Consider the following 26,102-nt stretch of genomic DNA (forward strand, 5'->3'; position numbering starts at 1 on the left):
GCGCCGCTCAGGTCTCGCGGCGGCGCTCGGGCTCCTCGTCCCAGTCCATCTCGGTGAACGCCTCCTCGATCGGCTCGTCGTCGGGGTCGATCGCGGCGTGCAGCAGGTCGCGCAACTCGTCGTCGAAGTCGGTACCGGTGGTCGGCAGCACCAGCGCCACCACCGGCTGCCGCGGCACCCGGGAGACCACCACGAACTCGCCGTCGTCCTCCAGCCAGCGGGTGAACCGGTCCCAGGCGTACGCCCGGGGGTTGCCCTGGCCGTCGGCGACGGCGATCCCGCGCTCGTCCAGCACCACCTTGCGACGGTGTCCGCCACCGTCGGCCGCCCGCGCCCGCAGCGCCGCCACCAGATAGACGACCACGCTGGCGGCCATCAGCCCCAGCGCGATCACGCTCGGCGCCACCCGGAACAGCAACTGCACCGCGACCAGGAACAGCGCGGCGCAGAACACCAGCCCACAGACGATCCCGGTCCGCGGGTTCACCTGGTGTCGCAGCCGCGCGGCGAACTCCCGGCCGGGGTCGGTCTGGAACCGCAGCGTCAGCGTGCCGTCGGGATCGATGGTGCCCTCGCTCATCCGGAAACCACCCGCGCGTGCAGGTCCTCGGCCGGCGGCAGCCAGCTGTTGGGGTCGGCGTCGACCTGGTCGCCGGAGCGGATGTCCTTCACCTGCTCGGTTCCAGCGTCCGCGCCGGAACCGAACCAGACGAACGGGATACCGCGGCGATCGGCATACTTGATCTGCTTGCCGAACCGGTCCGCCTTCGGAGCGACCTCTGCCGAGATGCCGCGCGCCCGAAGCCTTTGTGCGGTGGAGATCGCGGCGGCCCGGGTGTCCTCGGAGTCGACGGCGACGAGGACACAGGTCGGTACGCTGCGGGTCGCGGTGAGCGTGCCCCGGTTCAGCAGCGGGGCCAGAATTCGCGTGACACCGAAGGAATAGCCGACGCCGGGATAGGTGACCTTGCCGTCGCTGGCCAACGAGTCGTAGCGTCCGCCGGAGGCGACCGAGCCCATCTTCTCGTGACCGACCAGCTCGGTCTCATAGACGGTGCCGGTGTAGTAGTCGAGCCCCCGGGCGATCTTCAGATCGGCCACCAGCCGCCCCGGCACCGCCTCCTGGGCCACCCGTACCACCTCGGCCAGCTCGGCCAATCCTTCATCCAGCAAGGGATTCTCGACGCCCAGGGCGCGGACCTGGTCGACGAAGGAGGTGTCAGCGGTGCAGATCCCGGCGATGGCGACACACTGGGCGGCGACCTCGTCGGTCAGTCGGAGTTCGCCGGTGAGCAGCTCGGCGACAGCTGGTCCGCCGATCTTGTCGTACTTGTCGACCCGCTGCAGGGCCGCCGCGGTGTCGGTGATGCCGAGCCCCTCATAGAACCCCTGCAGCAGCTTGCGGTTGTTCACGTGCATCACCACCGGCGGCAGGCCGAGCTCGGTGTGCAGCCGCTCGAACGCCTCCAGCGCAACCAGCGGAATCTCCACGTCGTGGTGGGTGGCCAGGTTTTCGGCGCCCACGATGTCGATGTCGGCCTGCAGGAACTCGCGATAGCGCCCCTCCTGGGGGCGCTCTCCGCGCCACACCTTCTGCATCTGATAGCGGCGGAACGGGAACGCCAGGTGACCGCCGTGCTCGAGCACATAGCGGGCGAACGGCACGGTCAGGTCGAAGTGCAGGGCCAGCTGATCGGCGGCGTTCGGCTCCTCGGCCTCGGCGTGCAGCCGGCGTACCGTGAAGATCTCCTTGGTGATCTCACCCTTGCGCGAGAGCACCTCCAGCGGCTCCATAGCCCGGGTCTCGATCGAGGCGAATCCGTGCAGCTCGAAGGTTTCGCGCAGGATGTCCAACACCTGCTGCTCGACGATTCGCCCGCTGGGCAGGAATTCCGGATAGCCGGAGATCGGCTTGGGTCGGCTCAAGATGACTCCTCAGGCACCGGCGCCGAGCGCGCCCGGCTGGAGGTAGGGGTTGGTGGCCCGCTCCCGGGCCATGGTCGTCTGTCCGCCGTGCCCGCTGAGCACGGCGCTGCTGTCGGGCAGGGCGAGCACCACCTCCCGCAGCGAGCGCTGCATGATCGGGTGGTCACCCTCGGCCAGGTCGGTGCGCCCGACCGACCCGGCGAACAGCACGTCGCCGGAGAAGACGACGCGGTCGATCCCCTCGGCCGCGGCGTACGGCACCTCCAGCAGGGTGCAGCCGGGGGTGTGCCCGGGCGCGTGCCGCGGGGTGAACCGCAACCCGGCCAGCTCGACCGGCTCGCCGTCGACCAGGTCGATCACCCGCCCGGGTTCGATCAGCGCGTCGGCGCCGACGAGCTCGCTCAGCATGTCCGCCATGCCCAGGCGGGCGAAGTCGTCGAAGCTCTGCGACAGCATCGCGCGGTCGCCCGGGTGGATGTACGCCGGAACGTCGAGCCTGTCGCACAACTCGGTCACCGAGCAGACGTGGTCGAGGTGGCCGTGGGTGATCAGCACCGCGACGGCGGTCAACCGCTGGGCCCGCAGCACCTGCAGCACCGAGTCGGTGGCGCCCATCCCGGGGTCGATGATCACGCACTCTCCGCCAGCCTCGGGCGCGACGACATAGCAGTTCGTCTGGAACGGCCCGGCCGGGAAGGATGCGATCAACACGAGGGGTGAGTCTAATCGTTCGCCGGCGCGAAGTGTTCGGGGTCGACCTGCGGCGGCGGTTTCTGGGGGGCCACCAGCAGCGGCATGAAGAAGTGGGTGATCGGGCCGATGCCGAAGGCGTACGCCAGGGTGCCGATGCCGACGGTGCCACCGAGCAGCCAGCCGATCGCCAGCACGACGACCTCGATGCCGGTCCGGATCAGGCGTACGCTGCGCCCGGTCCGCCCGACCAGACCGGTCATCAGACCGTCGCGCGGGCCCGGCCCGAGCCGAGCGCCGATGTAGGCGGCGGTGGCGAACCCGTTGAGCACCACCCCGGCGACGAGCAGGATGGCCCGCCACCACCAGGTCTGCGCGGGCGGGAGGACGTCGAGGGTGGCATTCATCGCCACGCCCACCAGCACGGCGTTGGAGATGGTGCCCAGGCCGGGGCGTTGCCGCAGCGGGATCCACAGCAGCAGCACCGCCAGCGAGGTGACGATCAGCACGGTGCCGATCCGCCAACCGATCCGTTGGGCGACGCCCTGGTGGAACACGTCCCACGGCGACAGGCCAAGGTTCGCCCGGACCGTCAGCGCCAGCGAAAATCCATACAGCGCGACGCCCAGATAGAGCTGGATCAGTCGGCGCACCATGCGGCCAGTCTCGCGTACGCCCGGCACGGCAACCGGGCCATCTCACTGGGGAGCGGGCGGTCCCGCGGAATCCCACGCCCGTGCCCTCGGCCGGTCGATGCGGCAAGATATGGCGCATGAGTGAAGCAGCAGGTCCCGCCGCGTTCGGCCGGGTCGACGACGACGGCACCGTCCATGTCCGCACCGCTGAGGGGGAACGGGCCGTCGGCCAGGTGCCCGACGTGTCCGGGGAAGAGGCGTTGGCGTTCTTCGTACGCCGGTACCAGAGTCTGGAGGTGGAGGTCGACCTGCTCGCCTCCCGGGTCCGGGCGGGCACGATGTCGCCGGAGGAGGCCCGCAAGTCGGTGGCCGCGCTGCAGGAGTCGATCCCCCAGGCCAACGCCGTTGGCGACCTCGAGGCACTGACCGCGAAGGTGACCGCGCTGACCGGGCTGATCGGTGAGCAGGCCGCCGCCAAGAAGGCCGAGCGTGCCCAGCAGAACGAGCAGACGAAGGCGACCAAGGAGAAGATGGTCGCCGAGGCCGAGAAGCTGGCCGCCGGCAACGACTGGCGCGGCGGGGTGAACCGGTTCCGGGGGCTGCTGGACGAGTGGAAGGCGCTGCCGCGGATCGACCGGCACACCGACGACGAGTTGTGGCACCGGTTCTCCAGTGCGCGCACCCAGTACACCCGCCGCCGCAAGCAGCAGTTCGCCCAGCAGGCCACCCAGCGCGAGGAGGCGAGGTCGGTGAAGGAGCGGATCATCGCCGAGGCCGAGCCGCTGGCAGCGTCCACCGACTGGGGACCGACGGCCGGGGCATTCCGCGAGCTGATGCAGCGCTGGAAGGCGGCCGGGTCGGCGCCGCGCGAGGTGGACGAGCAGCTGTGGCAGAAGTTCCGCGGGATCCAGGATCAGTTCTTCGCCGCGCGCAGTGCCGCGATGAGCGAGCAGGACGCCGAGTTCAAGGGCAACCAGGAGGCCAAGGAGGCGCTGCTCGACGAGGCCGAGAAGACGGTCGTGCCGGTGCGCGACCTGGCCGCGTCGAAGGCGGCGTACCGGGATTTCCTGGAGAGATTCAGCGCCCTCGGAAAGGTGCCGCGGGACGCGATCCGGCCGCTGGACAACCGGGTTCGCGCGCTGGAGTCGGCGATCCGCGAGGCGGAGGACGAGCAGTGGCGCCGGACCAACCCGGAGGCGCGGCAGCGCGCCAGCGACACCGCCAACAAGCTGCAGGCACAGATCGATCAGCTGCTGGAGAAGGCCGCCAAGGCCGAGGCCCGCGGGGACGCGCGCAAGGCCAAGGAGCATCGCGACGCCGCCGAGACCTATCGCAGCTGGCTGGAGCAGGCGGAGAAGGCCGTCGAGGACTTCAGCGGCTGACTCGGCCGAGGATGATCGGGTCGACCTGCGGGGGCTGATCGGCGTACGCCACCGCTCCCCTGAGGGACTCCAGCGCGCGCTCGAACCGCTCGGGCGTGGCGGTGTGCAGGGTGAACAGCTGCTGGCCTCTGCTCACGTGGTCGCCCCGCTTGGCGTGCAACTCGACACCGGCCACGGCCTGGACCTGATCCTCCTTGCGGGCGCGACCGGCACCGAGGCGCCAGGCGGCGACCCCGACCCCGAGGGCGTCCATCCGGGTCAGGTAGCCGTCCTGCTCGGCGGTGACGGTGTGGGTGTGTTCGGCTGCTGGGAGGGGCGCGTCGGGGTCGCCGCCCTGGGCGCTGATCATCCGGCGCCAGACGTCCATTGCGCGGCCGTCCTGCAGAGCGGGCGCGGGGTCGACGTCGGGTTTGCCGGCGGCTGAGAGCATCTCCTTGGCCAGGGCGACGGTCAGCTCGACCACGTCGGCCGGGCCGCCCCCGGCAAGCACCTCAACCGATTCGCGGACCTCGAGGGCGTTGCCGGCGGTCAGCCCCAGCGGGGTGTCCATGTTGGTGAGCAGGGCGACGGTGTTCACGTCGGCGTCCCGGCCCAGGTCGACCATCGTCTCGGCAAGGCTCCTGGCGTTGTCCAGATTCTTCATGAACGCGCCGGAGCCGACCTTGACGTCGAGCACCAGAGCACCGGTCCCCTCGGCGATCTTCTTGCTCATGATCGAGCTGGCGATGAGCGGGATCGCCTCGACCGTGCCAGTGGTGTCGCGCAGGGCGTACAGCTTCTTGTCGGCCGGGGCCAGACCGGAGCCGGCCGCGCAGATGACCGCGCCGATCGTGTTCAGCTGTTCGAACATCTGCTCGTTGGTGAGGTCGGCGCGCCAGCCGGGGATGGCCTCGAGCTTGTCCAGGGTGCCGCCGGTGTGGCCGAGGCCCCGTCCGGACAGCTGAGGTACCGCAACGTCGAAGACGGCGACGAGCGGGGCGAGCGGCAGGGTGATCTTGTCCCCCACCCCGCCGGTCGAGTGCTTGTCGGCGGTCGGCCAGCGGAGCCGGGAGAAGTCCATCCGCTCTCCAGAGGCGATCATCGCCGCGGTCCAGCGGGAGATCTCCTCGCGGTCCATCCCGCGGATCAGGATGGCCATGGCGAGCGCCGACATCTGATAGTCGGCGACCGTGCCGTTGGTGTAGGCGTCGATCACCCAGTCGATCTGCTCGGGCGACAAGGTGCCACCATCGCGCTTGGTCCGAATCAGGTCCACCACATCCATGCTCACCCCAGCAGACTAGTGCTGCGTCGGGCTCTGGCGAATCGTCGCGGTTTGGTCTGCTGACCGTCCGAGCCGCGCACCCGTCGCTCGCCAGCGCGGCGCCAAGTCGCCCCCCAGGTCGCCGGACCGTCTCCCTGCCTCGCCCCTGGGGTACTGCTCGCAGTGTGTGCACTCTTGACCACACCCCGTGGTCAAAACCCGCCTTGACTACACCCCGTGGTCAAAACCCGCCTTGACCACACCCCGTGGTCAAAACCCGCCTTGACCACACCCCGTGGTCAAGAGTGCATCGGTTTCGTCCACAGGGTGAGGGAGTGCAGCCGACGCTGTGGAAAACTCACAGGCGGGTGTACGATTCGATGATTTGGCGCCATTGGTAGAGGTATGACCGACCACGGCGACGGCCCCGGTAGCCAGGCTTCAGCCCAACCTGACCCACCATCTGGTGTCCGGCACGGGCACCGGCAACGCCTTGTAGTGGGTGACCTCCTCAGGACGCTGCGTCGACGGCTTGATCTGAGTCAGCGTGAACTGGCTGACCGACTGGACACGAGCCAGTCCCTGGTGGCGGCGTGGGAGACGGGTGAGCGAGACATGCAGGTGGGACAACTGATCACCGCCTGTGCGCTGGCCGGCTGGCGGCCGGTGCTGATCGACAGGAAGGGCGGGTTCGTGCCGATCCTTGATTCGCACGGGCTGATCCGGGATCGGGGGTATCGGCTGTTTCCGGCGCATCTGGACGTGGAGATCCATCATCCGGAGCGGTTGGTGTGGCGGGGGGATCTCGATCTGCCGCCGGTGGGGGCACCGAGACGGCCGCGGCGGGACGCATTGCGCGAGGAGGGCGGCGCGGCCCCCGGCCACCCGACCGTGGACGAGGTGGCCGAGCACCTGCGGCGGCGCAAGGCGGAGCTGCGGGCCGAGCGGGAGGCGCGCTCGGCGGCCATTCGCAGTCGATTGAAGCCCACCGTCTGGGAGGACTGCACCTGCCTGATCGACTGTGAGGAGACGATCGTGTGCGGCGCCGACTGCCCGTGCCAGTGCGTGTGCGCCGCCTGAGCCGCCAGCACTCGGCGGCCCGGGATCGCGCTACTGCTTGACGCGGAACACGTCGAACACGCCCGGCACCTGACGGATCGCCTGGACCAGGGCGTCGAGGTGCGTGGGGTCGGGTGTCTCGAAGGTGAGCCGGGCCTTGAAGACGCGGCTGCGTGTGGTGTTCACCGACGCGGAGAGGATGTTCACGTGGTGATCCGACACCACGCGAGTCACGTCGGAGAGCATCCCCTGGCGGTCCAACCCCTCGACCTGCACCGCCACCAGGTAGGAACTCTCGGCGGTCGGCGCCCAAGACACCTCCACCATCCGCTCCGGGTGCGCCTCCAGCGACGCCGCGTTCGTGCAGTCGGTGCGGTGCACCGAGACCCCGTTGCCGCGGGTGATGAACCCCATGATCTCGTCGCCGGGAACCGGCGTACAACACTTCGCCAGCTTCACCCACATGTCGGTGTCGCCGGCCACCGCGACGCCAGGGCCGCTGACCGCCGACGAACCGCGCCTGCGCCGCCCGGTCAGGGGGCGATCCTCCGCGGCCTCCTCGACCGCGGACTCCTGCCCGCCCTCGATCACGATGAGCCGCTGCACCACAGCCTGCGCGGAGACGTTGTTCTCACCGATCGCCGCATAGAGCGCCGACACGTCGGCGAGTCGGAAGTATGCCGCCACCTCGGTGAGGTGCTGCACCGTCAGGAACCGCTGCAACGGCAGCCCCGCCTTGCGTACCTGCTTGGCCAGCGCCTCACGGCCGCGCTCGATCGACTCCTCGCGCCGCTCCCGGGTGAAGTAGTGCCGGATCTTGTTCCGCGCCTTGGGGCTCTTGACGAACTCCAGCCAGTCGCGGCTCGGGCCCGCCCCCTCGGCCTTCGAGGTCATCACGTCGACCACGTCGCCGTTGTTCAGCTCCGACTCCAGCGGGACCAGCCGCCCGTTCACCCGCGCGCCGATGCAGCGCTGCCCCACCTCGGTGTGGATGGCGTACGCGAAGTCCACCGGCGTCGCGCCGGCCGGCAGGGTGATCACGTCCCCCTTGGGGGTGTAGACGAACACCTCACCGGAGTTGATCTCGTAGCGCAGCGACTCGAGGAACTCCTCCGGATCCGAGGTCTCCTTCTGCCAGTCGTTCAGCGAGCGCAGCCAGCTCAGGTCGCTGCCGTCCTTGCTCGCCGGAGCCGTTCCGCGGGCGTTCTCCTTGTATTTCCAGTGCGCCGCGACACCGTATTCGGCTCGCCGGTGCATGTCGTGGGTGCGGATCTGCAGCTCCACCGGCTTGCCCTCGGGACCGATCACCGTGGTGTGCAGCGACTGGTACATGTTGAACTTCGGGATCGCGATGTAGTCCTTGAACCGCCCCGGCAGCGGGTTCCAGCGCACGTGCATCACGCCCAGCGCGGCATAGCAGTCCTTGTCGGTGTCGACCAGGATCCGCAGCCCGACCAGGTCATAGATGTCGGAGAAGTCGCGTCCCCGCACGACCATCTTCTGATAGATCGAGTAGTAGTGCTTCGGCCGGCCGTGCACGGTAGCCCGGATCCGCGCCGCCTTCAGGTCGGCGGTCACCTGCTCGGTCACCTTGCGCAGGAACGCCTCGCGCTGCGGCGCCCGCTCCGCGACCAGCTGCACGATCTCGGCGTAGATCTTCGGCTGCATGATCGCGAAGGACAGGTCCTCCAACTCCCACTTGACCGCGTTCATGCCGAGCCGGTGCGCCAGCGGGGCGAAGATGTCCAGCGTGTCGCGGGCGATCCGGGTCTGCTTGTCCGGGCGCAGGAAGTGCAGCGTACGCATGTTGTGCAGCCGGTCGGCCAGCTTGATCACCACGACCCGGATGTCGCGGGCCATCGCGATCACCATCTTGCGGATCGTCTCGGCCTGGGCCGAGTCCCCATAGGCGATCTTGTCCAGCTTGGTCACCCCGTCGACCATCACCGCGACCTCCTGACCGAAGTCGGCGGTCAGCTGTTCGATGGTGTAGGAGGTGTCCTCGACGGTGTCGTGCAACAGCGCCGCACACAGCGTGGTCTCGGTCATCCCGAGCTCGGCCAGGATCGTCGCCACCGCCAGCGGGTGGGTGATGTAGGGGTCACCGCTCTTGCGCAGCTGACCTCGGTGATAGTGCTCGGCGGTCCGGTACGCCCGCTCGACGACCGCGGTATCGGCCTTCGGATGGTTGGCGCGGATCACCCGGAACAGCGGGTCCAGCACCGCGGCCTGGGGCTGCCGGGCCCCGAGTCGGGCGAGCCGGTGCCGCATCGACATCCGCGGCTGCTCGGGTCCGCTGCCGAATCGGTCCGCGATCGGCCCGGCGGACTGGGCGGGCGTACGCCCGCCGATGCGACTCGGCGACTGGGGGGAGCCCGCGGGCTGAGCGGGCGTGGCCGCAGACCCCGGCGACGCCGGGGTGAGCCGTGGTGCCTCGCTCATCGCTTCCTCCTGGACAAGTGGCTAGCAAGTCTAGCCCCCTGCGCCTGTCGACTTGCGCCTGTCGACCCCTGAGCCTGTCGAAGGGTCAGTCGTCGTCGAGCGCGCCGCCGCGCTCGTAGCGCCGCGGCCGTTCCCGTTCCCGCTCCCGGATCGGGTGGGTCCGGGCGTCAGTGTCGCAGCGGCGTACCACGACCACCTCGTCGCCGGCCTGCAACTCCTCGACGGTGGAGTCATAGAACCGGCGCATGCTCTTGTTCCGGATCACCGCGATCACCCGCTCGTGGGTGATGTCGGCGGGCCGCAGACCCACCTCCTCGCCCGTGATCTGGCGCTCCGCGACCTCCAGCCCCTCTCCGGAGGAGAGCATGTCCTCGATCGCGGTACCGATGTTGGGGCTGATCGCCGAGAGCCCGAGCAGCCGGCCGACCGCGTCGGAGGAGGTGACCACCGAGTCGGCTCCGGACTGACGCAGCAGTGACACGTTCTCGTGCTCGCGCACCGCGACCACCACGTGGGCGCTGGGGTTCAGCTGGCGCACCGTCAGGGTGACCAGGATCGCGGAGTCGTCCCGGTCGAGGGTGATGATCACCTCGCGCGCCTTGTGGATCTCGGCGCGGCGCAGGATCTCCCGCCGCGTCGCGTCACCCTCGATCGCGGCCACCCCGTCCAGGTTGGCGTCGGCGATGGCGCTGGCACGGTCGTCGATCACCACCAGCTTGGACAGGTCCCGTTCGTGCCGGCCCAGGGTCGCCACGGCGCTGCGTCCCTTGGTGCCGTAACCGATGATCACGACGTGATTGCGCATCCGTTTCCTCCAGCGGGTGTCGATCAGGGCCCGGCGTCCCTCGTTCGCGAGCACCTCCAGGGTGGTCCCGACCAGCAGCACCAGGAAGATGATCCGCAACGGGGTGATCACCAGGGCGTTGATCAGCCGGGCGTGCGGCGCGACCGGGGTGATGTCGCCATAGCCGGTGGTGGTCACCGTCACCGTGGCGTAGTAGAGCGCGTCGAGCAGGCTCACCCCGTCCTCGTTGACGTTGTCGGCGTACGCGTGCCGGTCCAGAAAGACGATCAGCGTGATCACCACCAGCAGCCCGACGCCGATCATCGAACGGACCAGCAGCTCCCGGCTCGCGGTGGTGCCGCGGTTGGGCATCGAGACCAGGATCGAGCGCTGCGCCTTGAACCCCGAGGGGTCCGGGATGATGCCCTTCATCGCGGCCTCAGACCGTGACCACGGCCGAGACGGCGTCGATCCCGGATTCGGCCAACCGTTGCCGGCCGCCCAGGAAGGAAAGGTCCATCAGCACCGAGACGTGCACCAGTTCGGCCCCGAGCCGCCGGATCAGCGCGGCGGTCGCGCCGACGGTGCCTCCGGTGGCCAGCACGTCATCAACCACCAGTACGCGCGCCCCGGGCAGCACGGCGTCGCTGTGCAGCTGCAGGGTCTCCTTGCCGTATTCGAGGGCGAAGGTCTCGGCGACCGTCGCCCGGGGCAGCTTGCCGGGCTTGCGGACCGGCACGAACCCCGCACCCATCGCCAGCGCCACCGGGGCCGCGAAGATGAACCCCCGGGCCTCCATGCCGACCACCACGTCGATCTGCCCCGGCGAGATCGCGACCAGCTCGTCCACCGCGGCCGCGAACGCCCGAGCATCCGCCAACAGCGGGGTGATGTCCTTGAACACCACACCCGGTTGGGGGAAGTCGGGCACGTCGTGGATGTGGGAGGCGATCAGCTCCCGACGCCGGTCGGCCGCGGCGGTGGACACCGCTACTTCTTCCGCTGACTACGGCTGGTGTGGCGCGGCTGCGTACGCTCCCCCGAACCGGACCCGTCACCGATGCGCCGCTGCTCCCCGCCGCGGCCCTGCTCCCCACTGCGGCCCGGCTCCCCACTGCGGCCCGGCTCCCCACTGCGGCCCGGCTCCCCGCCGCGGCCTTGCTCCCCGCCGCGGCGCTCACCGGCGCGCACCGTGGTGATCCGGGTCCGCGACAGCGGGCCGGCCAGCGGCTCGTCCCGGTCCGCGGGCTCGTAGCTGTCCCACTCGTCGTCGGCGTCGCGGTCTCGTCCGTCCCGGTCCCGCAGGTCGGCCGGGGTGTCCGGATCCGGCATCGCGTTCACCTCGGCCTCGGCCGCCGCTAGCTCCGAGTTGCCGGGCTCGCTCCCCCTGCCGCGCCGGCGGCCCGCGCGCCGTTCCAGCCGGGCCTGGTGCTCCTTCATCCCGGGCTCGCGCTCCTTCATGTCCACCAGCAGCGGGGTGGCGATGAAGATCGAGGAGTAGGCACCGGCGACCATACCGACGAACAGCGCCAGGCCGAGGTCCTTCAGCGGCCCCGTTCCCAGGAAGAACCACCCGGCGATCAGCAGGGCGGCCACGGGCAGCACGCCGATGATGGTGGTGTTCAGCGAACGCACCAGCACCTGGTTGACCGCGTCGTTGGCGGCCACGGCGTACGTCCTGCGGGACTTGCGCAGGTCCTTGACGTTTTCCCGGACCTTGTCGAACACGACCACCGTGTCATAGAGCGAATAGCCGAGGATGGTCAGGATGCCGATCAGGGTGGCCGGGGTGAAGGTGAACCCGACCAGGGCATAGATGCCGACCGTCAGTATCAGGTCGTGCAGCAGCGCGACGATCGCCGCGATCGACATCTTCAGGTCGCGGAAATAGATCCAGATCAGCAGCATCACCAGCGCTAGGAAGACCCCCAGCGCGATCAGCCCCTGCTGGGTGATCTGTTTGCCCCAGGAGGCGCCGATCAGGCTGTAGGCCACCTGGTCGGGGTTGATCCCGAGCTCCTTGGCGATCGCCTCGCGGACCTTGGGGACCTCGTCCTCGGCGTCCAGTGTCCGGGTCTGCACCCGCACCGTGTTCTCACCGAGCGTGGTCACCGTGACGTCGTCCAACTCCGCCAGCCCGGTGGCCTGCACGGCGCCGCGCACCCGGTCGACGGTCTGGGAGGTGACCTGGGTGGGGGCCTGGAAGTCGGCACCACCGGAGAACTCGATGCCCAGATTCAGCCCACGCAGCAGCAGCGAGAGCAGGGCGATCGCGACGATGATGCCCGAGATGACGTACCAGCGCTTGCGTCGGCCGACAAAGTCGTAGGCGATCTCGCCGGTGTAGAGCCGGTGTGCCAGACCCTGCTTCTTCGGCGCGGTGCCGGTGCGCGCCGAGGACGGTTTCGTGGTGGTCGGCATCAGGCCTCCTTACCGGCGGTCGCGGGACGGGGGCGGCGGCTGGTCCGTCCGCGCAGCGAGCGTACGCCCAGGTGCTCGGCGTCCAGCCCGGACCACTTCCTGCCCTGGCCGAAGAACGGCGTACGCACCAGCAGGGTCATCAACGGCTTGGTGAACCAGAACACCACGGCGATGTCGATCAGCGTGGTCAGTCCGAGGGTGAACGCGAAGCCCTTGATGCCGCCGATCGCCAGGATGAACAGCACCGCCGCGGACAGCAGCGACACCCCGTCGGCGATCAGGATGGTGGAGCGGGACTTCTGCCAGCCGGTCTCGACCGCCGTCCGCAGCGACCTGCCCTCGCGCACCTCGTCCCGTATTCGTTCGAAGTAGATGATGAAGGAGTCGGCCGTCACACCGATCGCGACGATGGCGCCGGCAATGCCGGGCAGGTTCAACGCGAAGCCGACCGAGGCGCCGAGCAGCACCATCATCGCGTAGGTGAACGCGGCGGCCACGGCCAGCGAGGCGACGACCACGATGAACAGACCGCGGTAGTAGAGGATCGCGTAGCCGACCACCAGCAGCAGGCCGATCGCGCCGGCGATCATGCCGGCCCGCAGCTGCTCACCGCCCAGGGTCGCGGACACGTTGCTCACCTCGGACACCTCGAACGCCACCGGCAGCGCGCCGAACTTCAACACGTTGGCGAGCTCGGTCGCGGACTGCTGGGTGAAGGAGCCGGAGATCTCGGCGCGGCCACCGGGGATGGGCTGGTTCACGCTCGGGGCCGAGATCGACTTGCCGTCGAGCACGATCGCGAACCGGTTCTCGGGGTCCTGCTTCTTGGACAGCGCGCCGGTGGCCTTCTCGAAGGCCGATCCGCCCTCGCTGTTGAAGGTGAGGTTCACCACCCACTGGATCTGGTTCTGCGGTACGCCGGCGACGGCGTCGGTGACGTTCTTGCCGTCGATCAGGGTGGGCCCGAGGAGGAACTTCTGGGTGCCGGCGCGGTCACACGCCATCAGTGGCTGGTCGGACACGTCCACGACCTTGTCGCTGCACTTGAACTCCTGGAAGTCGGCGGCGTCGCGCTCGCTGGGCTGCCAGGTGAGCGCCTGCTCCGGCGGGATGCCCTGGCCGGGAGCGGTCGGCTTCGGGGTACGCGGGGCCGGCGGGGCGGTCGGCAGCTCCGGGAACGGGCGGTTCTGCCCGGCGGGCGTGGTCGCCGGTGCCGACGGCTGTCCGGAGGGGGCCTGGCTCGGTGCCGCGCCCGGGGACGCGCCGGGCGCGGGGGTGCCGCCGGCGACCGGGGTGCCACCGGCCGTGGGGGTGGCCTCGGCGCCCGGGGTGGGAACAGGGGCCGGCGCCGCCTCGGGGGCGACCGGCTCCGCGGCGTACACCCCGCGGAAGGTGAGGACCGCGGTCTGACCGACCAAGCGTACCAACTCGTCCTGCTGCACGTTCGGGACCGTGACCACGATCTGCCGGTCGCCCGAGGTGGTCACCTCGGTCTCGCCGACGCCGAGGGAGTCGACGCGCTGCTGGATGATGGTGCGGGCCTGCTCCAGGCTCTCGGTGGTCGGGGCGCCGCCGCCGGTGGTGTTGCTGGCGGTCAGGGTGATGGTGGTGCCACCGCGCAGGTCCAGACCCAGCTTGGGGGTCCAGATCTTGCCGATCGCCATGATGCCCACGAGTGCCGCGAGCGCGATGAACAGTGCCACCAGCGTGCGCACCGGGTGTCCGTGCCGTGCTGCCACAGTTTGTGCCTCAGGTCTTGTCGGGGTCTGGCTTGGGGTTGTTCTGCTGCGTCACGTCCTCGGCGGGTGCGGGACGCGCGGCGTCGGACTCCGGTGCGGTGGTTCCGGGCGTCTCGGTCTGCTCCGTCGACTCCACCGCGGGGGTGTCCTCGGCGTAGGGGGAATCGGGGGTGACCACGCTCATCACCACCTGCTTCAACACCGTCACCTCGACCCCTGGGGAGAGTTCGACGACAGCCTGCTTCTCACCCACGCTGACCACGGTGGCGTAGATGCCGGAGGACAGCATCACCCGGGCACCGGGCTCCATCGCCTTCTGCATCTTCTGCTGATCCGCCTGCCGGCGTCGTTGTGGCCGGATGATGAGGAAATAAAAGGCGGCCACCATCAGGACCACGAGCAGTCCGGTAGTAATGGCGTCTCCTGGCATTGCTCCCTGCCGTCGCTTGGCTGGTCCCCGGGTGCGGGCTGACTGCGGGAGTCTACCCACGATTGCCGGTTTTCCCGATTCGACGCGCTCCGATCCGGGTTTCGGGTCCGGGCTCAGCCGCCGAACAGGTCGGTCTGCACCCCGGCCGGTGGGCGGAGGCCGAGGTGCCGCCAGGCGGCCTCGGTGGCGACCCGACCGCGCTGGGTACGCATCAGGAACCCCTGCCGGACCAGGAATGGCTCGGCCACCTCCTCGACGGTCTCGGTCTCCTCCCCCACCGAGATCGCCAGCGTGGACAGCCCAACCGGTCCCCCGGCGAAGTTGCGGCAGATCGCCTCCAGCACGCCCCGATCCAGTCGGTCCAGGCCGAGTTCGTCCACCTCGTAGAGCTCCAGCGCGGCCCGGGCGGCGGACACGTCGACGCGGCCGTCGCCCTTCACCTGGGCGAAGTCGCGGACCCGGCGCAGCAGCCGGTTGGCGATCCGCGGGGTGCCCCGGGAGCGGCGGGAGATCTCCGCTGCGGCGTCGGCGGCCAAGCGTACGCCGAGCACCTGGGCCGAGCGGTGCAGGATCCGCTCCAGCGCCTCCGGGTGGTAGAAGTCGAGCTGGGCGGTGAAGCCGAACCGGTCCCGTAGCGGGCCGGGTAGCAGCCCTGCCCGGGTGGTCGCCCCGACCAGGGTGAAGTGCGGGATCTCCAACGGGATGGCCGTCGCCCCGGGCCCCTTGCCGATCACCACATCGACGCGGAAGTCCTCCATCGCCAGATAGAGCATCTCCTCGGCCGGCCGCGACATCCGGTGGATCTCGTCGAGAAAGAACACCTCGCCCTCGACCAGTCCGGACAGGATCGCGGCCAGGTCACCGGCGTGCTGGATGGCCGGGCCCGAGGAGATCCGGATCGGCGCCCCCAGCTCGGCGGCAATGATCATCGCCAGGGTGGTCTTGCCGAGCCCGGGTGGACCGGACAGCAGCACGTGGTCGGGCACCGTCTCGCGCTGTTTTGCGGCGTCCAGCACCAGACCGAGCTGATCGGCCACTCGCTGCTGCCCCCCGAACTCGGCCAAGCTGCCCGGCCGCAACGCGGTCTCGGCGGCCTTCTCGTCGGCGAAGGCGTGCGGGTCGAGCGGGTTGTGCTCGCTGTCGCCGTGCGGGGGGTCGGGTTCGGTCACGGGCGCAGCCTACTTGCGCGCCAACGTCTGCAGGGCGGCGCGCATCAGCACCGCCACCGATGGTTCGTTGTCGGCCAGCGGGGCGACCCGTTCGCAGGCCGCGTCGGCGTCCCTGGCCGACCAGCCGAGCCCCTGCAGCCCCTGCGACACCTGCTCCCGCCAGGCGGCCGCCGGCGCGGGAGCGGCCGGACGCAGGTCGGTCACCGCGCCCAGGGCGGTCACCTTGTCTTTGAGCTCGAGCACCATCTTCTGTGCCCCCTTGGCGCCGATCCCGGGCACCCGGGTCAGCGTCTTGTGGTCGTCGGCGGCGATCGCGGCGCGGAACTCGTCGGGGCTCAGCACCGACATCATCGCCTGGGCAATCTTGGGGCCGATGCCCGAGGCGGACTGGGCGAGCTCGAAGCAGTCCCGCTCGTCGGACTCGGCGAAGGCGTACAGGGTGAGCGAATCCTCCCTCACCACCAGCGAGGTGTGCAGTTCGGCCGGCTGGTTCAGGCGTACGCCCGAGGCGGTCGCCGGGGTGCACAACGCCTTGACGCCGAAGCCGGCCAGGTCGAGCACCACCCAGGTCGGGCCGATGGCGGTGACGGTGCCCTTCAGGTGGGCGATCATGCGGTACTCCTGCGGGCTCGTCGGGTGGCCTCGGCCAGCGCTGCCTGTTGACGACTGGCGAGTTCTGCGGCTCGATCGGCGGCCCCCGCGTGGTCGGCCCTGGAGCGGCCGTCGCGGCGGGCCGCCTCGGCGAACCGGTTGGCGGTGCCGCCGCGCCACACCTGGCAGATGGCCAGGGCGACCGCATCGGCGGCGTCGGCGGGTTTCGGCGGCTCGTCGAGGGCGAGCACCCGGGCGACCATCGCGCCGACCTGCGCCTTGTCGGCGCGGCCGGAGCCGGTGATCGCGGCCTTGACCTCGCTCGGGGTGTGCTGGGCGACGGGTACGCCGCAGCGGGCCCCGATCAGCATCGCCACCCCGGCTGCCTGGGCGGTGCCGATCACGGTGTTCAGGTTGTGCTGGGCGAACACCCGCTCCACCGCGACCACGTCGGGCAACCAGCGCTCGACCAGGGCCGCCAGTTCACGCTCGATCGCGACCAGCCGACGCGGGGTGTCCAGGCCGGAGTCGGTGCGGATCACCTCGACCGCCAGCAGCGTCGGGGGCCGGCCGGGCGCACCCTCCACGACTCCGATCCCGCAGCGCGTCAGACCGGGGTCGATCCCGAGCACCCGCACCCGCACCACCCCCTGATCGAACGGACGTTCGACAGGTTAGCGAGCGGGGCGCCGTTAGGCCCGGAGAAACGCCGTGTCCCCGAACCGTCGAACCCGATAACGAAATCATAACGCAGTCTTGTGGGGTTCCGGCCGCAGCCGAAAGAATGCTCGAGCCTGTTCACCATTCTACAGCGACCGGAGCACCGATCATCTTGTCCTCTTACTTCCGGTTGATCCGGGCTCTCACCGCCATTTTGATGCTGTGCGGCGGCCTCACGGTCGGCGGCACCGTCAGCGCCCGGCCTGCGCAGGCCGCGACCATCCCTCTCGCCGGGGTGACCGCTCAGCTCAGCGACCACCACGGCACCGCCGGCACTGACTCCGCGAACTGCATCAAGTACTCCCCGTCCGGCTCGGCCACGTCCACCGCCTTCGTCTCCGCGGGCCAGACCGCCATCACCGCGCACGGTGTTCCGGCTGGCGGCAGCTGCCCCGGCACCCTCAGCACCTCGGTTCAGAGCGCGCTGGGGGTGAGCCCGTCCTCGGTGAACAGTGTCAATGACGGCACCCCGTTCCTGCTCAGCTCGATCACCCACTGGAACAACCCGATCAGCGCCGGAATCGCGGCCCGCTACACCGGCAACCTGACGATCCGCATCGGCGGATTCGATCAGCAGGTGGACCTCGTCTATCCCTGGACCATGTGGGAGACCCCCAACACCGAAAACCCCTGCGCGTTCCCCCAGGGCCCCAACCAGAACGGCTGTGCCGATCAGGTTACCTTCACCGCTGCCGCCTCCACCCAGACCCTGACCAAGAACGGTGTCACCTACAAGCTGGTGATCAACGGCTTCGGACCCTCGACGAACGGCACCTGCCCGGCGGCCCCCGGGGCGACCACGCCGAGTGCGGACTTCCTGACCGCCGAGCGGGCCACCACGCTGGGCTGCATCTATGGCACCCTGTCCCAGGTCCGATCGCTCACCGTGGTCAAGCAGGTGGTCGGAAACCCACCGATGATGCCCGCATTCGGTTACAGCTCCACCAGCAGCCTGACCGGTTCGCCGTGGGCCGGCAGCAACTTCACGCTCACTCCACCGGGGGCGGCCAGCGTCACCCGCGAACTGCTGCAGGGCGAGTCGGTGAGCGTCACCGAGGCGCTTCCCCCCGGTGACCAGTGGTCGTTGACCCGGATCCTGTGCACCAACGGTGATGGGACACCGCTGGCGGCGGCCAATTATGACCTGGCCGCGGGGCGGGTCTCCATCAACAACACCCCCGCGCCCACCAGTGCCGCGGCCGGACCGATCACCTGCACCTATACCAACACCTACACCCCCACGGGCACCCTCACCCTGGTGAAGCAGGTGAACGGCGGCAGCGCCACCGCGAGCCAGTTCACCCTGACCGCCAGTGGCCCCACCCCGATCAGCGGTCCCGGCGGCAGCGCCGCGATCACCAACCAACGGGTCACCGCCGGCACGTACACCCTGAGCGAGGCCACCCAGACCAGCGGCTACGTGCCGGGCGCCTGGACCTGCACCGGTGCCACCCTGAATGGCAACCAGCTCACCGTCCCCGACGGGGCGAATGTCACCTGTACCGTCAGCAACCGCTACGCCACCGGGAACTTCCAGATCACCAAGACGGTCCAGGGTCCCAGCGGTTCCCCGGCGTACCCGACAACGGTTTCATTCACCGGCAGCTACCAGTGCGGCACCTCCCCAGCCGTTGATTACACGGTCACCACTGGCACACCGTTCACCTCGCCCCAGTTGCCGGCCGGCACCGTGTGCAGCATCACCGAGAACACTCCCAGCGGCAACCTGCCGGACAGTTCTTACGCCTGGCAGGCGCCGGTTCTGCCCAATGGCGGTCGGATCACCATCAGCGATCAGGGCACCGCCACCATGCCGATCACCAACAGCTACGTCCGACAGACCGGCTCGGTGAGCCTGTCCAAGGTCGTCACCCCGCGCCCGGGGACCCCAGCGCTGGCGTACACCGGTGGCCCCACCCGAGCATTCCCGGTGAACTACACCTGCACGATCGGCGCGAACACCGTGGCCCAGGGACAGGCGACCGTTCGCCCGGACGGCAACTCCGTGCAGATCCCCAACCTGCCCGCGACCTCCACCTGCACCTTCACCGAGGACCAGACCCCGGCACCCGGAGACTTCCGCAGTGCCGCGAACCGCTGGGACGGCTACGCCTTTGCCCCCGCCACCGTCACCGTCCCGGTCAACGGCACCGTCAGCTCCACGGTGACCAACTACTTCATCCGCGACACCGCCAGCCTGACGCTCGCCAAGCAGGTCAGTGGCGGGGGTTACCTCGGCAGCGGGCAGCCGTTCACCCTGCACTGGGACTGCGGGATCGCCTCGGGTGACGTCCAGCTCGGTGCCGGCAGCAGTCAGAGCGTGACCGTCCCGGCCAACGTGCAGTGCACCGTCTCCGAGGCTCCGCCGGCGGCGAACCTCCTCGACGCCGGCCACGTCTGGGGTACGCCGATCTGGACCGGTCTGACGAACGGCACGGTGTCGGTGCCCCCCGGTGGGTCGGCCCAGGTCAGCGTCACCAACCCGACCGTGCCGGTGTTCGGCCGCGTCGGGGTGAACAAGGCGATCAGCCCGAGCCAGTACGCCTCCGCGGTCCGTCCGTTGGCCCGCTTCAACGTCACGGTATCCTGCAACGCCCCCGCACAGGGGCAGACCGGCAACTACACCCAGACGTTCTCCATCCCTGCCGACGCCCCCGCGGTGACCACCCCGGAACTGCCCCTGGGCACCTCCTGCACCGTCACCGAGGCCGCCCCCCAGCAGTCGGGCCTGGTGGACGACTCCTACCGCTGGGGCAGCACCCCGGGTGCTCAGACCGTCACGGTGGACAACCGGGATGAGGTACGCACGGTCACCGTCACCAACACGGTCACCCGGGCGTACGGGTCGCTGGCCATCACCAAGGCCATCCAGCCGCTCAACGGGGTGACCGGCGCGAGCACGACGTTCACCGGCCGCTGGAGCTGTGTCTACGGCGATGACCCGGCGGTCGCCGGGACCTGGACCCGGACCGGAGCCGGGGCGGCCATTCTCAGTGGGCCGACCGGGCAAATCCTGATCGGTTCCACCTGCACCGTCTTCGAGGACGAGCGCAACCCGCTGCGCCCGAACCCGAACGACCCCTCCTACGTGTGGGGACCGCACACGGTCACCGGACCGGTGGCGATCACCGCCGCCAACCCCAACGGCCAGGTCACGGTGACCAACCCGGTGGTCCGGCTCACCGGCAGCTTCGGCGTCGGCAAGATCGTCCGCGGCGGCACTGCCGGCACCGCGTTCACCGACGGTGACTTCGGCTTCGCCTACACCTGCACCCAGCCCGACAACACGGTGCTCAACGGGACGCTGACGGTCCGTGCCGGCCAGGCGGTGAACGGCCCGAGCCTGCCGGCCGGCACCCAGTGCACGGTGACCGAGACCTCCCGGCCGAACGCGATCAACCCCTATCGCTGGGATCCCACCCGAACCACGCTGGGTTATGGCGACAACGAGGGCACCTCGTCCTCGGTCAGCTTCACCGTCCCCAACGATCCGATCAACCCGATCAAAGTGCGCGCTTACAACTACATCGGCGTCGCCACCGCGGACGTGCGCGCCACCAAGCAGGTCGCCGGGCCGGGCTTCGTCGACGGCCCCGACGCCACCTTCGACCTCAGCCTGGTCTGCGCGCTCAACGGGGCCACGAGCAGTTACGGACCGCTCGCCACCCGCGCCGGGGCCGCCAACGCCGCCACGTTCAGCTCCATCCCGGTGGGCAGCGTGTGCCACCTGGCCGAGGAACCGATCCCACCGGGTGCGCACCTGCTCGACGCCTCCTACCGCTGGGATCGGACCCCCGTATTTACCCCGGCGACGGTGACGGTCGACACCGCCACCACGAATGACCTGCAGGTGACCAACACCATCGTCAGGGCGTATGGCGCGCTGGCGCTGGAGAAGACGCTGAGCGCCCCCGCTGGTGTGGTCGACCCGACCCGGACCTATTCGGGCGGCTGGACCTGCACCCATTCCGGCGACGCCGCGGTCAGCGGATCCTGGACCGTTGACGGGACCGGCCGGGCGGCCCTGACCGGCGTACCGGACGAGGGAATCCTGCTCGGTTCCACCTGTACGCCCACCGAGACCGGCGGGATCACCACCCCGCCGTCCACCGATCCGTCCTATCAGTGGGACACCCCGACCCTCACCCCGGCCAGTCCCAGCTCCGCGGCCACCGCGGTGATGGGCGTCGACAACCGGGTCAGCCGCAGCACCGTGCCGATCCGGGTCGCCAAGACTCTCAGTGGGGTCAAAGACGGCTACACCGGCACCGGCACTCCATTCGGGGTGGACCTGCGCTGCGTCGCCCCCGGCAGCACCGATGCCCCGGTGGTGGCCCACGCGCAGCTGGCCCCCGACGGGACCCTGCACCCACTCGCCGACATCCCTACCGGCTGGAACTGCCTGATCGGTGAGGCCAGCCCGACCCAGGACCTGCTGCGCAATCCGTCCTATGCCTGGGGCACACCGAGTTACGCTGGCGCCCCCGGCGGCAGCTTCTCCGCGGGCGCTGGCACCGACATTGTCGTGGACAATCCGGTGCTGCGGCGTACCGGTGGGTTCGCCCTGACCAAGGCGATCGCCTCGGGCACGCCCGACGGGGTGGTGCTGCCCACGGCGAGCTTCACCGGTGGCTACAACTGCAGCTACAACCCCGGTCAGCCGGACGCGGCGAGTTGGACCGGTCGCTGGCAGGTGACCGGTGCCGGTGGGGCCGCAGCGTTCGATCCGCCGTTGCCCGAGCTGCCGGTCGGCACCGTGTGTGGCGCGACCGAGGACGCCCCCAACGGTGGCCTGGTCGACCAATCCTGGGCCTGGGGTACGCCGACCCTGTCCGCCCCGGTCACAGTCGGCGCCCAGACGACCGAGACCGTCACCGTCACCAACACCCCGCAACGGGTGTACTCCTCGGCCCGGGTGACCAAGACCTACACCGGTGTGGCAGGCGCGCTGCCCCCGGGGCTGAACGTGACCATTGCCTACGCGTGCACCCCGCCCGATGGGGGCACCCCGCTCACCGGCACCGTGACGGTCCCTGCCGCCGGTGGTGCCGCCGATCTGTTCCGCGCTGATGGGTCGGTGCGTACCGAGGCCGGACCGGTCCTGGTACCGGCCGGATCGCGGTGCCGGATCGCCGAGCAGACCCTGCTCGACAGCGACCTGACCGACGGCTCCTACGGCTGGAACGCCGAGGCCTATGCCCCGGGGCAGGAACTGACCACGGCGGCCGCGGGCACCGCCGAGGTGGGCATCACCAACAGCACCCATCGGGTCTATCAGCAGTTGCAGGTGCGCAAACAGATCATCGGCGTCCCCGATGGCGTGGCGGTCCGCTCGCCGCTGCAGTTCACGGGCACCTACGAGTGCCGCTACGGCACCGACGCCCCGGTGACCGGTGACTGGCTGATCACCGATCAGGGCAGCACCACCGTGAACGGCATCCTGGTCGGCTCGCAGTGCTCGGTCACCTCCGAGGACACGGTCGCCCAGTTGCCCGTGCCGACCGACGAGTCCTACAAGTGGGGCGCCTGGCGGGCCGACGGGCCCACCACGCTGACCCGCGACCAGGTTGGCAACCTGACGGTGACCAACCCGGTGGAGCGGATGCTCACCGAGTTGCGCATCACCAAGCGGCTGGATCCGGCCCAGGCCGCCCAGCTGCCCGCCGGGACCCGGTTCGAGGTGTCCTACACGTGCACCTCGCAGAGCGGGGAGGAGCGTGCCGGACAGTACTCACTGGCGGTGGGTGAGACCTGGACCTCGCCCAGCGACATCCCGATCGGCAGCCGCTGCCGGGTCGTCGAGGGCACCCTGCCCACCGCACCGGTCGGTCAGCACTGGCAGCAACCGGGCTTCACCGTCGACGGTCTGTTGGAACCACCGGTGGTGGACGGGCCGAGCGTGTCCTTCACGATTCCGGCTGGCCGGTCCGACCTGCAGATCGCCCATCCACTGGTGTCGATCCGTAACGCCCTGTCCGATGACACGGCCTCGTTCACCCTGGACAAGGCCTCCGACCCGGTCAGCGGCTCCCAGGTCGACCCCGGTGGCACCATCCGCTATCGGCTCACGCTGACCCCGACCGGTTCGGGTGTACGCCCCGGTGTGATCGTCACCGACGACCTGAGCCAAGTGCTCGCCCACGCGACGGTCGACCAGCTCGACCCGAGCCAGGGCACGGTGACCCTGAGTGGGAACCGGCTGGTGTGGGCGGTCGGCACCGTGGCCGCGGACGGCGGGCCCCTGACCCTGACCTATCGGGCCACGGTGAATGCCGATGCCTGGGGCCAGACGCTGCGCAACGCGGTGACGAGCAACGTGCCCCCGGCGACCTGCCCGGCCTGCCACACCAGCACCGAGCACCGGACGCCGCCGAGCTTCACCCTGGACAAGTCCGCCAACCCGGCCAGCGGCTCCCTGGTCAACCCGGGTGAGGCCATCGTCTATCGGGTGACGTTGAGCCCGAGCGCCGGCGGCGGCGTACGCTCCGGCGTGGTCGTCACCGACGACCTGAGCCAGGTGCTCGACTCGGCCACGGTCGACCAGGTGTCGGCCAGCCAGGGCTCCGCGGTGCTCACCGGCACCCGGCTGGTCTGGACCGTGGGCGATGTGACCGGTGGAAGTGCGCCGTTGACGCTCACCTATCGATCGACGGTGCGGCCCGACGCATGGGGGCGCACCATCCGCAACCTGGTCCTCGCCAACGTGCCGCCCGCTGAGTGCTCGAAGTGCCACGACAGCACCGAGCACCACACACCACCGCCCCCGGTCACGCCGAGCCCGACCCCCACGCCGCAACCGCCGACCCCGCCCGCACCACAACCGCCCGCACCACAACCGCCTGCACCACAACCGCCAGCACCGCTGCCGCCGGCACCGCTGCCGGACACCGGCGGACCGGGGCTCGGGTTGGGACTGTTGGGACTGGTCAGCCTGCTCGCTGGCATCTGGGCGTTGCGCCGGGGCGGCCGGGGCCGCTGAGCCGGGACGCGACCGGGTCTACGGTCACTCCTGTTCGGCGGGACCCTCGTAGTTGGCGTACACGTTCTGCACATCGTCGGAGTCGTCGAGCGCGTCGATGATCCGCTCGATCTTCTCGGCGGTGTCCGCGTCGACCGGGTTGTCGTAGTCGGGGACCATCGCGACCTCGGCCGATTCGTAGTCGAGCCCGGCGGCCTGGACGGCCTTGCGCACCTCGACCAGGTCGTTCGGCTCGCACTGGATGGTGAACCCCTCGCCATGGTCGATCACCTCCTCGGCGCCGGCCTCCAGGGTGGCCTCGAGCAGATCGTCCTCGCTGACCGACCTGCCCTCCTGGTCGCGGGCCACCTCGATCACGCCCTTGCGCTGATAGAGCCGCGACACCGAGCCGGCGTCGGCCATCGAGCCGCCGTTGCGGGTGACGGCGACGCGCACCTCGGAGGCGGAGCGGTTGCGGTTGTCGGTCAGGCACTCGATGAGTACGCCGACCCCGCCGGGGGCCATCGCCTCGTACCAGAGCGTCTCGTACTGGGCGCCGCCGCCCTCGGCACCGGAGCCGCGCTTGACCGCGCGGTCGATGTTGTCGTTGGGGACCGAGGACTTCTTCGCCTTCTGGATGGCGTCATAGAGGGTCGGGTTGCCGGCGGGGTCGCCGCCACCCAGCCGTGCGGCCACCTCGATGTTCTTGATCAGCTTCGCGAAGAGCTTGCCCCGCTTGGCGTCGATGACCGCCTTCTTGTGCTTGGTGGTCGCCCACTTGGAATGACCGCTCATCGGTCCCGTCCTCTCTCGTCTCGACGCCGCGTGTACCGCGCCGGTACCGCCGCTGGGCCCTAGTCGGCCAGGTCCTGCGGGGCGGTGCACTCGTACTGGATCATGGTGTCGGTCGCCTCGTAGCCAAGCGAGCGGTACAACTCCATCCCGCCGCCGTTGTGCGAGTCCACCCCGAGCCCGCCGCCCTCCAGGCCGGAGTTCCGGAAGGAGTCCAGCGACCGCGCGAGAAGGATACGAGCCAGGCCGCGGCCCCGCCACTCGGGGCGTACGCCGAGCCGGTCGGTCCAGCCCTCGACGTCCTCGTCGCCATAGCGCGCGCTGAGGGCGTACCCGACCACGCGACCGTCGTCGGCCAGCGCCACCCAGGACCACTCGGGGCGGGACTGTCCGCGGGCGATCGACTCCGCCCAGCCGACCTCGTCGATCGGCTTGGAGTTCCAGGCCGACCCAAACGCCTCGTTATGGCAGTCCCGGGTGGCCTCGACGTGTTCGCTGCCGAACGGGACGACGCGTACGCCGGGCAGCTCCAGCGCGATCGCCTGGTCGACCTGGTCGCCCATGTCGGAGAACTGGCAGTGCATGTCGATGAACCAGCGGGCCTCGCGCATTCCGCCGTGCAGATAGAGCCGGCGCCGTCCGGACAGCTTCTCGTCGGTGAACGCGAGCATGGTCAGTGGTCTGTCGCCGTTGTCGCGCTGCCAGAACTGCCACGCGGCCCTGCGTTGCCAGGCGAACATCTTGCGACCGATCGCCTGGTGTCGGTACGCCGGGTGCACGGCTCCGACCAGCCGAACCCGGTCGCCGGGATAGTCGGTGAAGTTGTTCCAGATCAGCGCCACCACGGACTCGCCGTCGCGGCCGACGAAGACGCACTGCTGGACGTCGTCCTCCATCCGTGCGAAGCTCTCCTCGACGTCCTCCCGGGCCCAGCGTTCGGCGGGTTCGTCGAGGTAGTAGATGGCGGTGGACAGGGCGTGGATCGCCTCGACATCGGCGAACGTGGCCGGGGTCCAGGTCAGCGGAGTCACGTCATCGAGCGGGTGGCCCATAACGATCCTCTCTGTCTGCCCCGACACTGCTGCCCGAGTGGGCGCAGTGATCGAGTGTACTCTCCGGCC

At 69.9% G+C, this 26,102-nt stretch carries 18 protein-coding genes and 1 pseudogene; 3 read left to right on the forward strand and 16 right to left on the reverse strand.

Features of this window, described 5'->3' with window-relative positions; all coding sequences use genetic code 11:
- Positions 1 to 7: 7 nt before the first annotated feature.
- From CGZ93_RS04180 to yczE, 4 genes are read right to left on the reverse strand one after another with little or no spacing between them, the layout of a single operon-like run.
- Entirely contained in the window at positions 8 to 580 is a 573-nt protein-coding gene (locus CGZ93_RS04180) for a hypothetical protein (RefSeq protein WP_094362895.1), read from the reverse strand.
- A complete protein-coding gene (gene hisS / locus CGZ93_RS04185; RefSeq protein WP_094362896.1) occupies positions 577 to 1,926 on the reverse strand; it encodes a histidine--tRNA ligase in 1,350 nt (449 codons plus the stop codon). The genes CGZ93_RS04180 and hisS overlap by 4 nt, the downstream gene beginning before the upstream one ends.
- Positions 1,927 to 1,935: 9 nt before the next feature.
- Entirely contained in the window at positions 1,936 to 2,637 is a 702-nt protein-coding gene (locus CGZ93_RS04190) for an MBL fold metallo-hydrolase (protein ID WP_094362897.1), read from the reverse strand.
- Between the two features lie 11 nt (positions 2,638 to 2,648).
- Positions 2,649 to 3,272, reverse strand: a complete 624-nt coding sequence (gene yczE, locus CGZ93_RS04195) for a membrane protein YczE (RefSeq protein WP_229117192.1) — start codon at positions 3,270 to 3,272, stop codon at positions 2,649 to 2,651.
- A 116-nt stretch (positions 3,273 to 3,388) separates the two neighbouring features.
- Between yczE and CGZ93_RS04200 the strand changes: the two genes are divergently transcribed.
- Entirely contained in the window at positions 3,389 to 4,633 is a 1,245-nt protein-coding gene (locus CGZ93_RS04200; protein WP_094362899.1) for a DUF349 domain-containing protein, read from the forward strand.
- On the opposite strand, the gene CGZ93_RS04205 is transcribed toward CGZ93_RS04200, so the two are convergent.
- Complete coding sequence (locus CGZ93_RS04205) at positions 4,623 to 5,897, reverse strand: thymidine phosphorylase (RefSeq protein ID WP_094362953.1); 1,275 nt, start codon at positions 5,895 to 5,897, stop codon at positions 4,623 to 4,625. The two genes, CGZ93_RS04200 and CGZ93_RS04205, sit on opposite strands and share 11 nt — an antisense overlap.
- Positions 5,898 to 6,281: 384 nt before the next feature.
- Here CGZ93_RS04205 and CGZ93_RS04210 point away from each other — a divergent pair, with 384 nt between their 5' ends.
- Complete coding sequence (locus tag CGZ93_RS04210; protein ID WP_094362900.1) at positions 6,282 to 6,956, forward strand: helix-turn-helix domain-containing protein; 675 nt, start codon at positions 6,282 to 6,284, stop codon at positions 6,954 to 6,956.
- Positions 6,957 to 6,986: 30 nt separating this feature from the next.
- Here the strand turns inward: CGZ93_RS04210 and CGZ93_RS04215 are convergent, their stop codons facing one another.
- The 9 genes and pseudogenes from CGZ93_RS04215 to ruvC form a co-directional block, all read right to left on the reverse strand.
- Positions 6,987 to 9,212 (reverse strand): RelA/SpoT family protein, encoded by a 2,226-nt coding sequence (locus tag CGZ93_RS04215; RefSeq protein ID WP_324252431.1) that lies wholly within the window; start codon positions 9,210 to 9,212, stop codon positions 6,987 to 6,989.
- Positions 9,213 to 9,462: 250 nt separating this feature from the next.
- Positions 9,463 to 10,593 carry a potassium channel family protein gene (locus CGZ93_RS04220; RefSeq protein WP_094362902.1) on the reverse strand — a complete coding sequence of 377 codons (1,131 nt, stop codon included), beginning with the start codon at positions 10,591 to 10,593 and terminating at the stop codon, positions 9,463 to 9,465.
- Positions 10,594 to 10,600: 7 nt separating this feature from the next.
- A complete protein-coding gene (locus CGZ93_RS04225; protein ID WP_094362903.1) occupies positions 10,601 to 11,149 on the reverse strand; it encodes an adenine phosphoribosyltransferase in 549 nt (182 codons plus the stop codon).
- A gap of 290 nt (positions 11,150 to 11,439) precedes the next feature.
- A pseudogene (gene secF / locus CGZ93_RS04230) lies at positions 11,440 to 12,582 on the reverse strand (protein translocase subunit SecF); the annotation flags it as partial.
- Positions 12,582 to 14,246: a protein translocase subunit SecD gene (secD, locus tag CGZ93_RS04235; protein WP_094362954.1), complete on the reverse strand. Its 1,665-nt coding sequence runs from the start codon at positions 14,244 to 14,246 to the stop codon at positions 12,582 to 12,584. The pseudogene secF and the gene secD, both read right to left, overlap by 1 nt.
- Before the next feature lie 85 nt (positions 14,247 to 14,331).
- Entirely contained in the window at positions 14,332 to 14,751 is a 420-nt protein-coding gene (gene yajC, locus CGZ93_RS04240) for a preprotein translocase subunit YajC (RefSeq protein ID WP_094362905.1), read from the reverse strand.
- Positions 14,752 to 14,864: 113 nt separating this feature from the next.
- Entirely contained in the window at positions 14,865 to 15,920 is a 1,056-nt protein-coding gene (gene ruvB, locus CGZ93_RS04245; RefSeq protein ID WP_094362906.1) for a Holliday junction branch migration DNA helicase RuvB, read from the reverse strand.
- 9 nt (positions 15,921 to 15,929) lie between these two features.
- Entirely contained in the window at positions 15,930 to 16,532 is a 603-nt protein-coding gene (gene ruvA, locus CGZ93_RS04250; RefSeq protein WP_094362907.1) for a Holliday junction branch migration protein RuvA, read from the reverse strand.
- Positions 16,529 to 17,149: a crossover junction endodeoxyribonuclease RuvC gene (gene ruvC / locus CGZ93_RS04255; RefSeq protein WP_094362955.1), complete on the reverse strand. Its 621-nt coding sequence runs from the start codon at positions 17,147 to 17,149 to the stop codon at positions 16,529 to 16,531. Before ruvC ends, ruvA begins: the two co-directional genes overlap by 4 nt.
- Before the next feature lie 194 nt (positions 17,150 to 17,343).
- On the opposite strand from ruvC, the gene CGZ93_RS04260 reads away from it, so the two are divergent.
- Complete coding sequence (locus CGZ93_RS04260) at positions 17,344 to 24,210, forward strand: DUF5979 domain-containing protein (RefSeq protein ID WP_141211071.1); 6,867 nt, start codon at positions 17,344 to 17,346, stop codon at positions 24,208 to 24,210.
- A 24-nt stretch (positions 24,211 to 24,234) separates the two neighbouring features.
- Here CGZ93_RS04260 and CGZ93_RS04265 read toward each other — a convergent pair whose 3' ends face one another.
- A complete protein-coding gene (locus CGZ93_RS04265) occupies positions 24,235 to 24,984 on the reverse strand; it encodes a YebC/PmpR family DNA-binding transcriptional regulator (protein ID WP_094362909.1) in 750 nt (249 codons plus the stop codon).
- Positions 24,985 to 25,043: 59 nt separating this feature from the next.
- Positions 25,044 to 26,033 (reverse strand): GNAT family N-acetyltransferase, encoded by a 990-nt coding sequence (locus tag CGZ93_RS04270; RefSeq protein ID WP_094362910.1) that lies wholly within the window; start codon positions 26,031 to 26,033, stop codon positions 25,044 to 25,046.
- Positions 26,034 to 26,102 lie beyond the last annotated feature (69 nt).

This window comes from Enemella dayhoffiae (assembly GCF_002250625.1).
In the GTDB taxonomy this organism is placed as follows: domain Bacteria; phylum Actinomycetota; class Actinomycetes; order Propionibacteriales; family Propionibacteriaceae; genus Enemella; species Enemella dayhoffiae.

What these genes read in the sequence shown, in the direction of transcription:
- yczE (WP_229117192.1), bottom strand. Translation starts at nt 3,272, where the DNA reads ATGGTGCGCCGACTGATCCAGCTCTATCTGGGCGTCGCGCTGTATGGA.
- CGZ93_RS04205 (WP_094362953.1), bottom strand. Translation starts at nt 5,897, where the DNA reads ATGGATGTGGTGGACCTGATTCGGACCAAGCGCGATGGTGGCACCTTG.
- CGZ93_RS04210 (WP_094362900.1), top strand. Translation starts at nt 6,282, where the DNA reads ATGACCGACCACGGCGACGGCCCCGGTAGCCAGGCTTCAGCCCAACCT.
- CGZ93_RS04220 (WP_094362902.1), bottom strand. Translation starts at nt 10,593, where the DNA reads ATGAAGGGCATCATCCCGGACCCCTCGGGGTTCAAGGCGCAGCGCTCG.
- CGZ93_RS04270 (WP_094362910.1), bottom strand. Translation starts at nt 26,033, where the DNA reads ATGGGCCACCCGCTCGATGACGTGACTCCGCTGACCTGGACCCCGGCC.
- CGZ93_RS04265 (WP_094362909.1), bottom strand. Translation starts at nt 24,984, where the DNA reads ATGAGCGGTCATTCCAAGTGGGCGACCACCAAGCACAAGAAGGCGGTC.
- yajC (WP_094362905.1), bottom strand. Translation starts at nt 14,751, where the DNA reads ATGCCAGGAGACGCCATTACTACCGGACTGCTCGTGGTCCTGATGGTG.
- CGZ93_RS04215 (WP_324252431.1), bottom strand. Translation starts at nt 9,212, where the DNA reads ATGTCGATGCGGCACCGGCTCGCCCGACTCGGGGCCCGGCAGCCCCAG.
- CGZ93_RS04200 (WP_094362899.1), top strand. Translation starts at nt 3,389, where the DNA reads ATGAGTGAAGCAGCAGGTCCCGCCGCGTTCGGCCGGGTCGACGACGAC.
- ruvA (WP_094362907.1), bottom strand. Translation starts at nt 16,532, where the DNA reads ATGATCGCCCACCTGAAGGGCACCGTCACCGCCATCGGCCCGACCTGG.
- CGZ93_RS04180 (WP_094362895.1), bottom strand. Translation starts at nt 580, where the DNA reads ATGAGCGAGGGCACCATCGATCCCGACGGCACGCTGACGCTGCGGTTC.
- secD (WP_094362954.1), bottom strand. Translation starts at nt 14,246, where the DNA reads ATGGCGATCGGCAAGATCTGGACCCCCAAGCTGGGTCTGGACCTGCGC.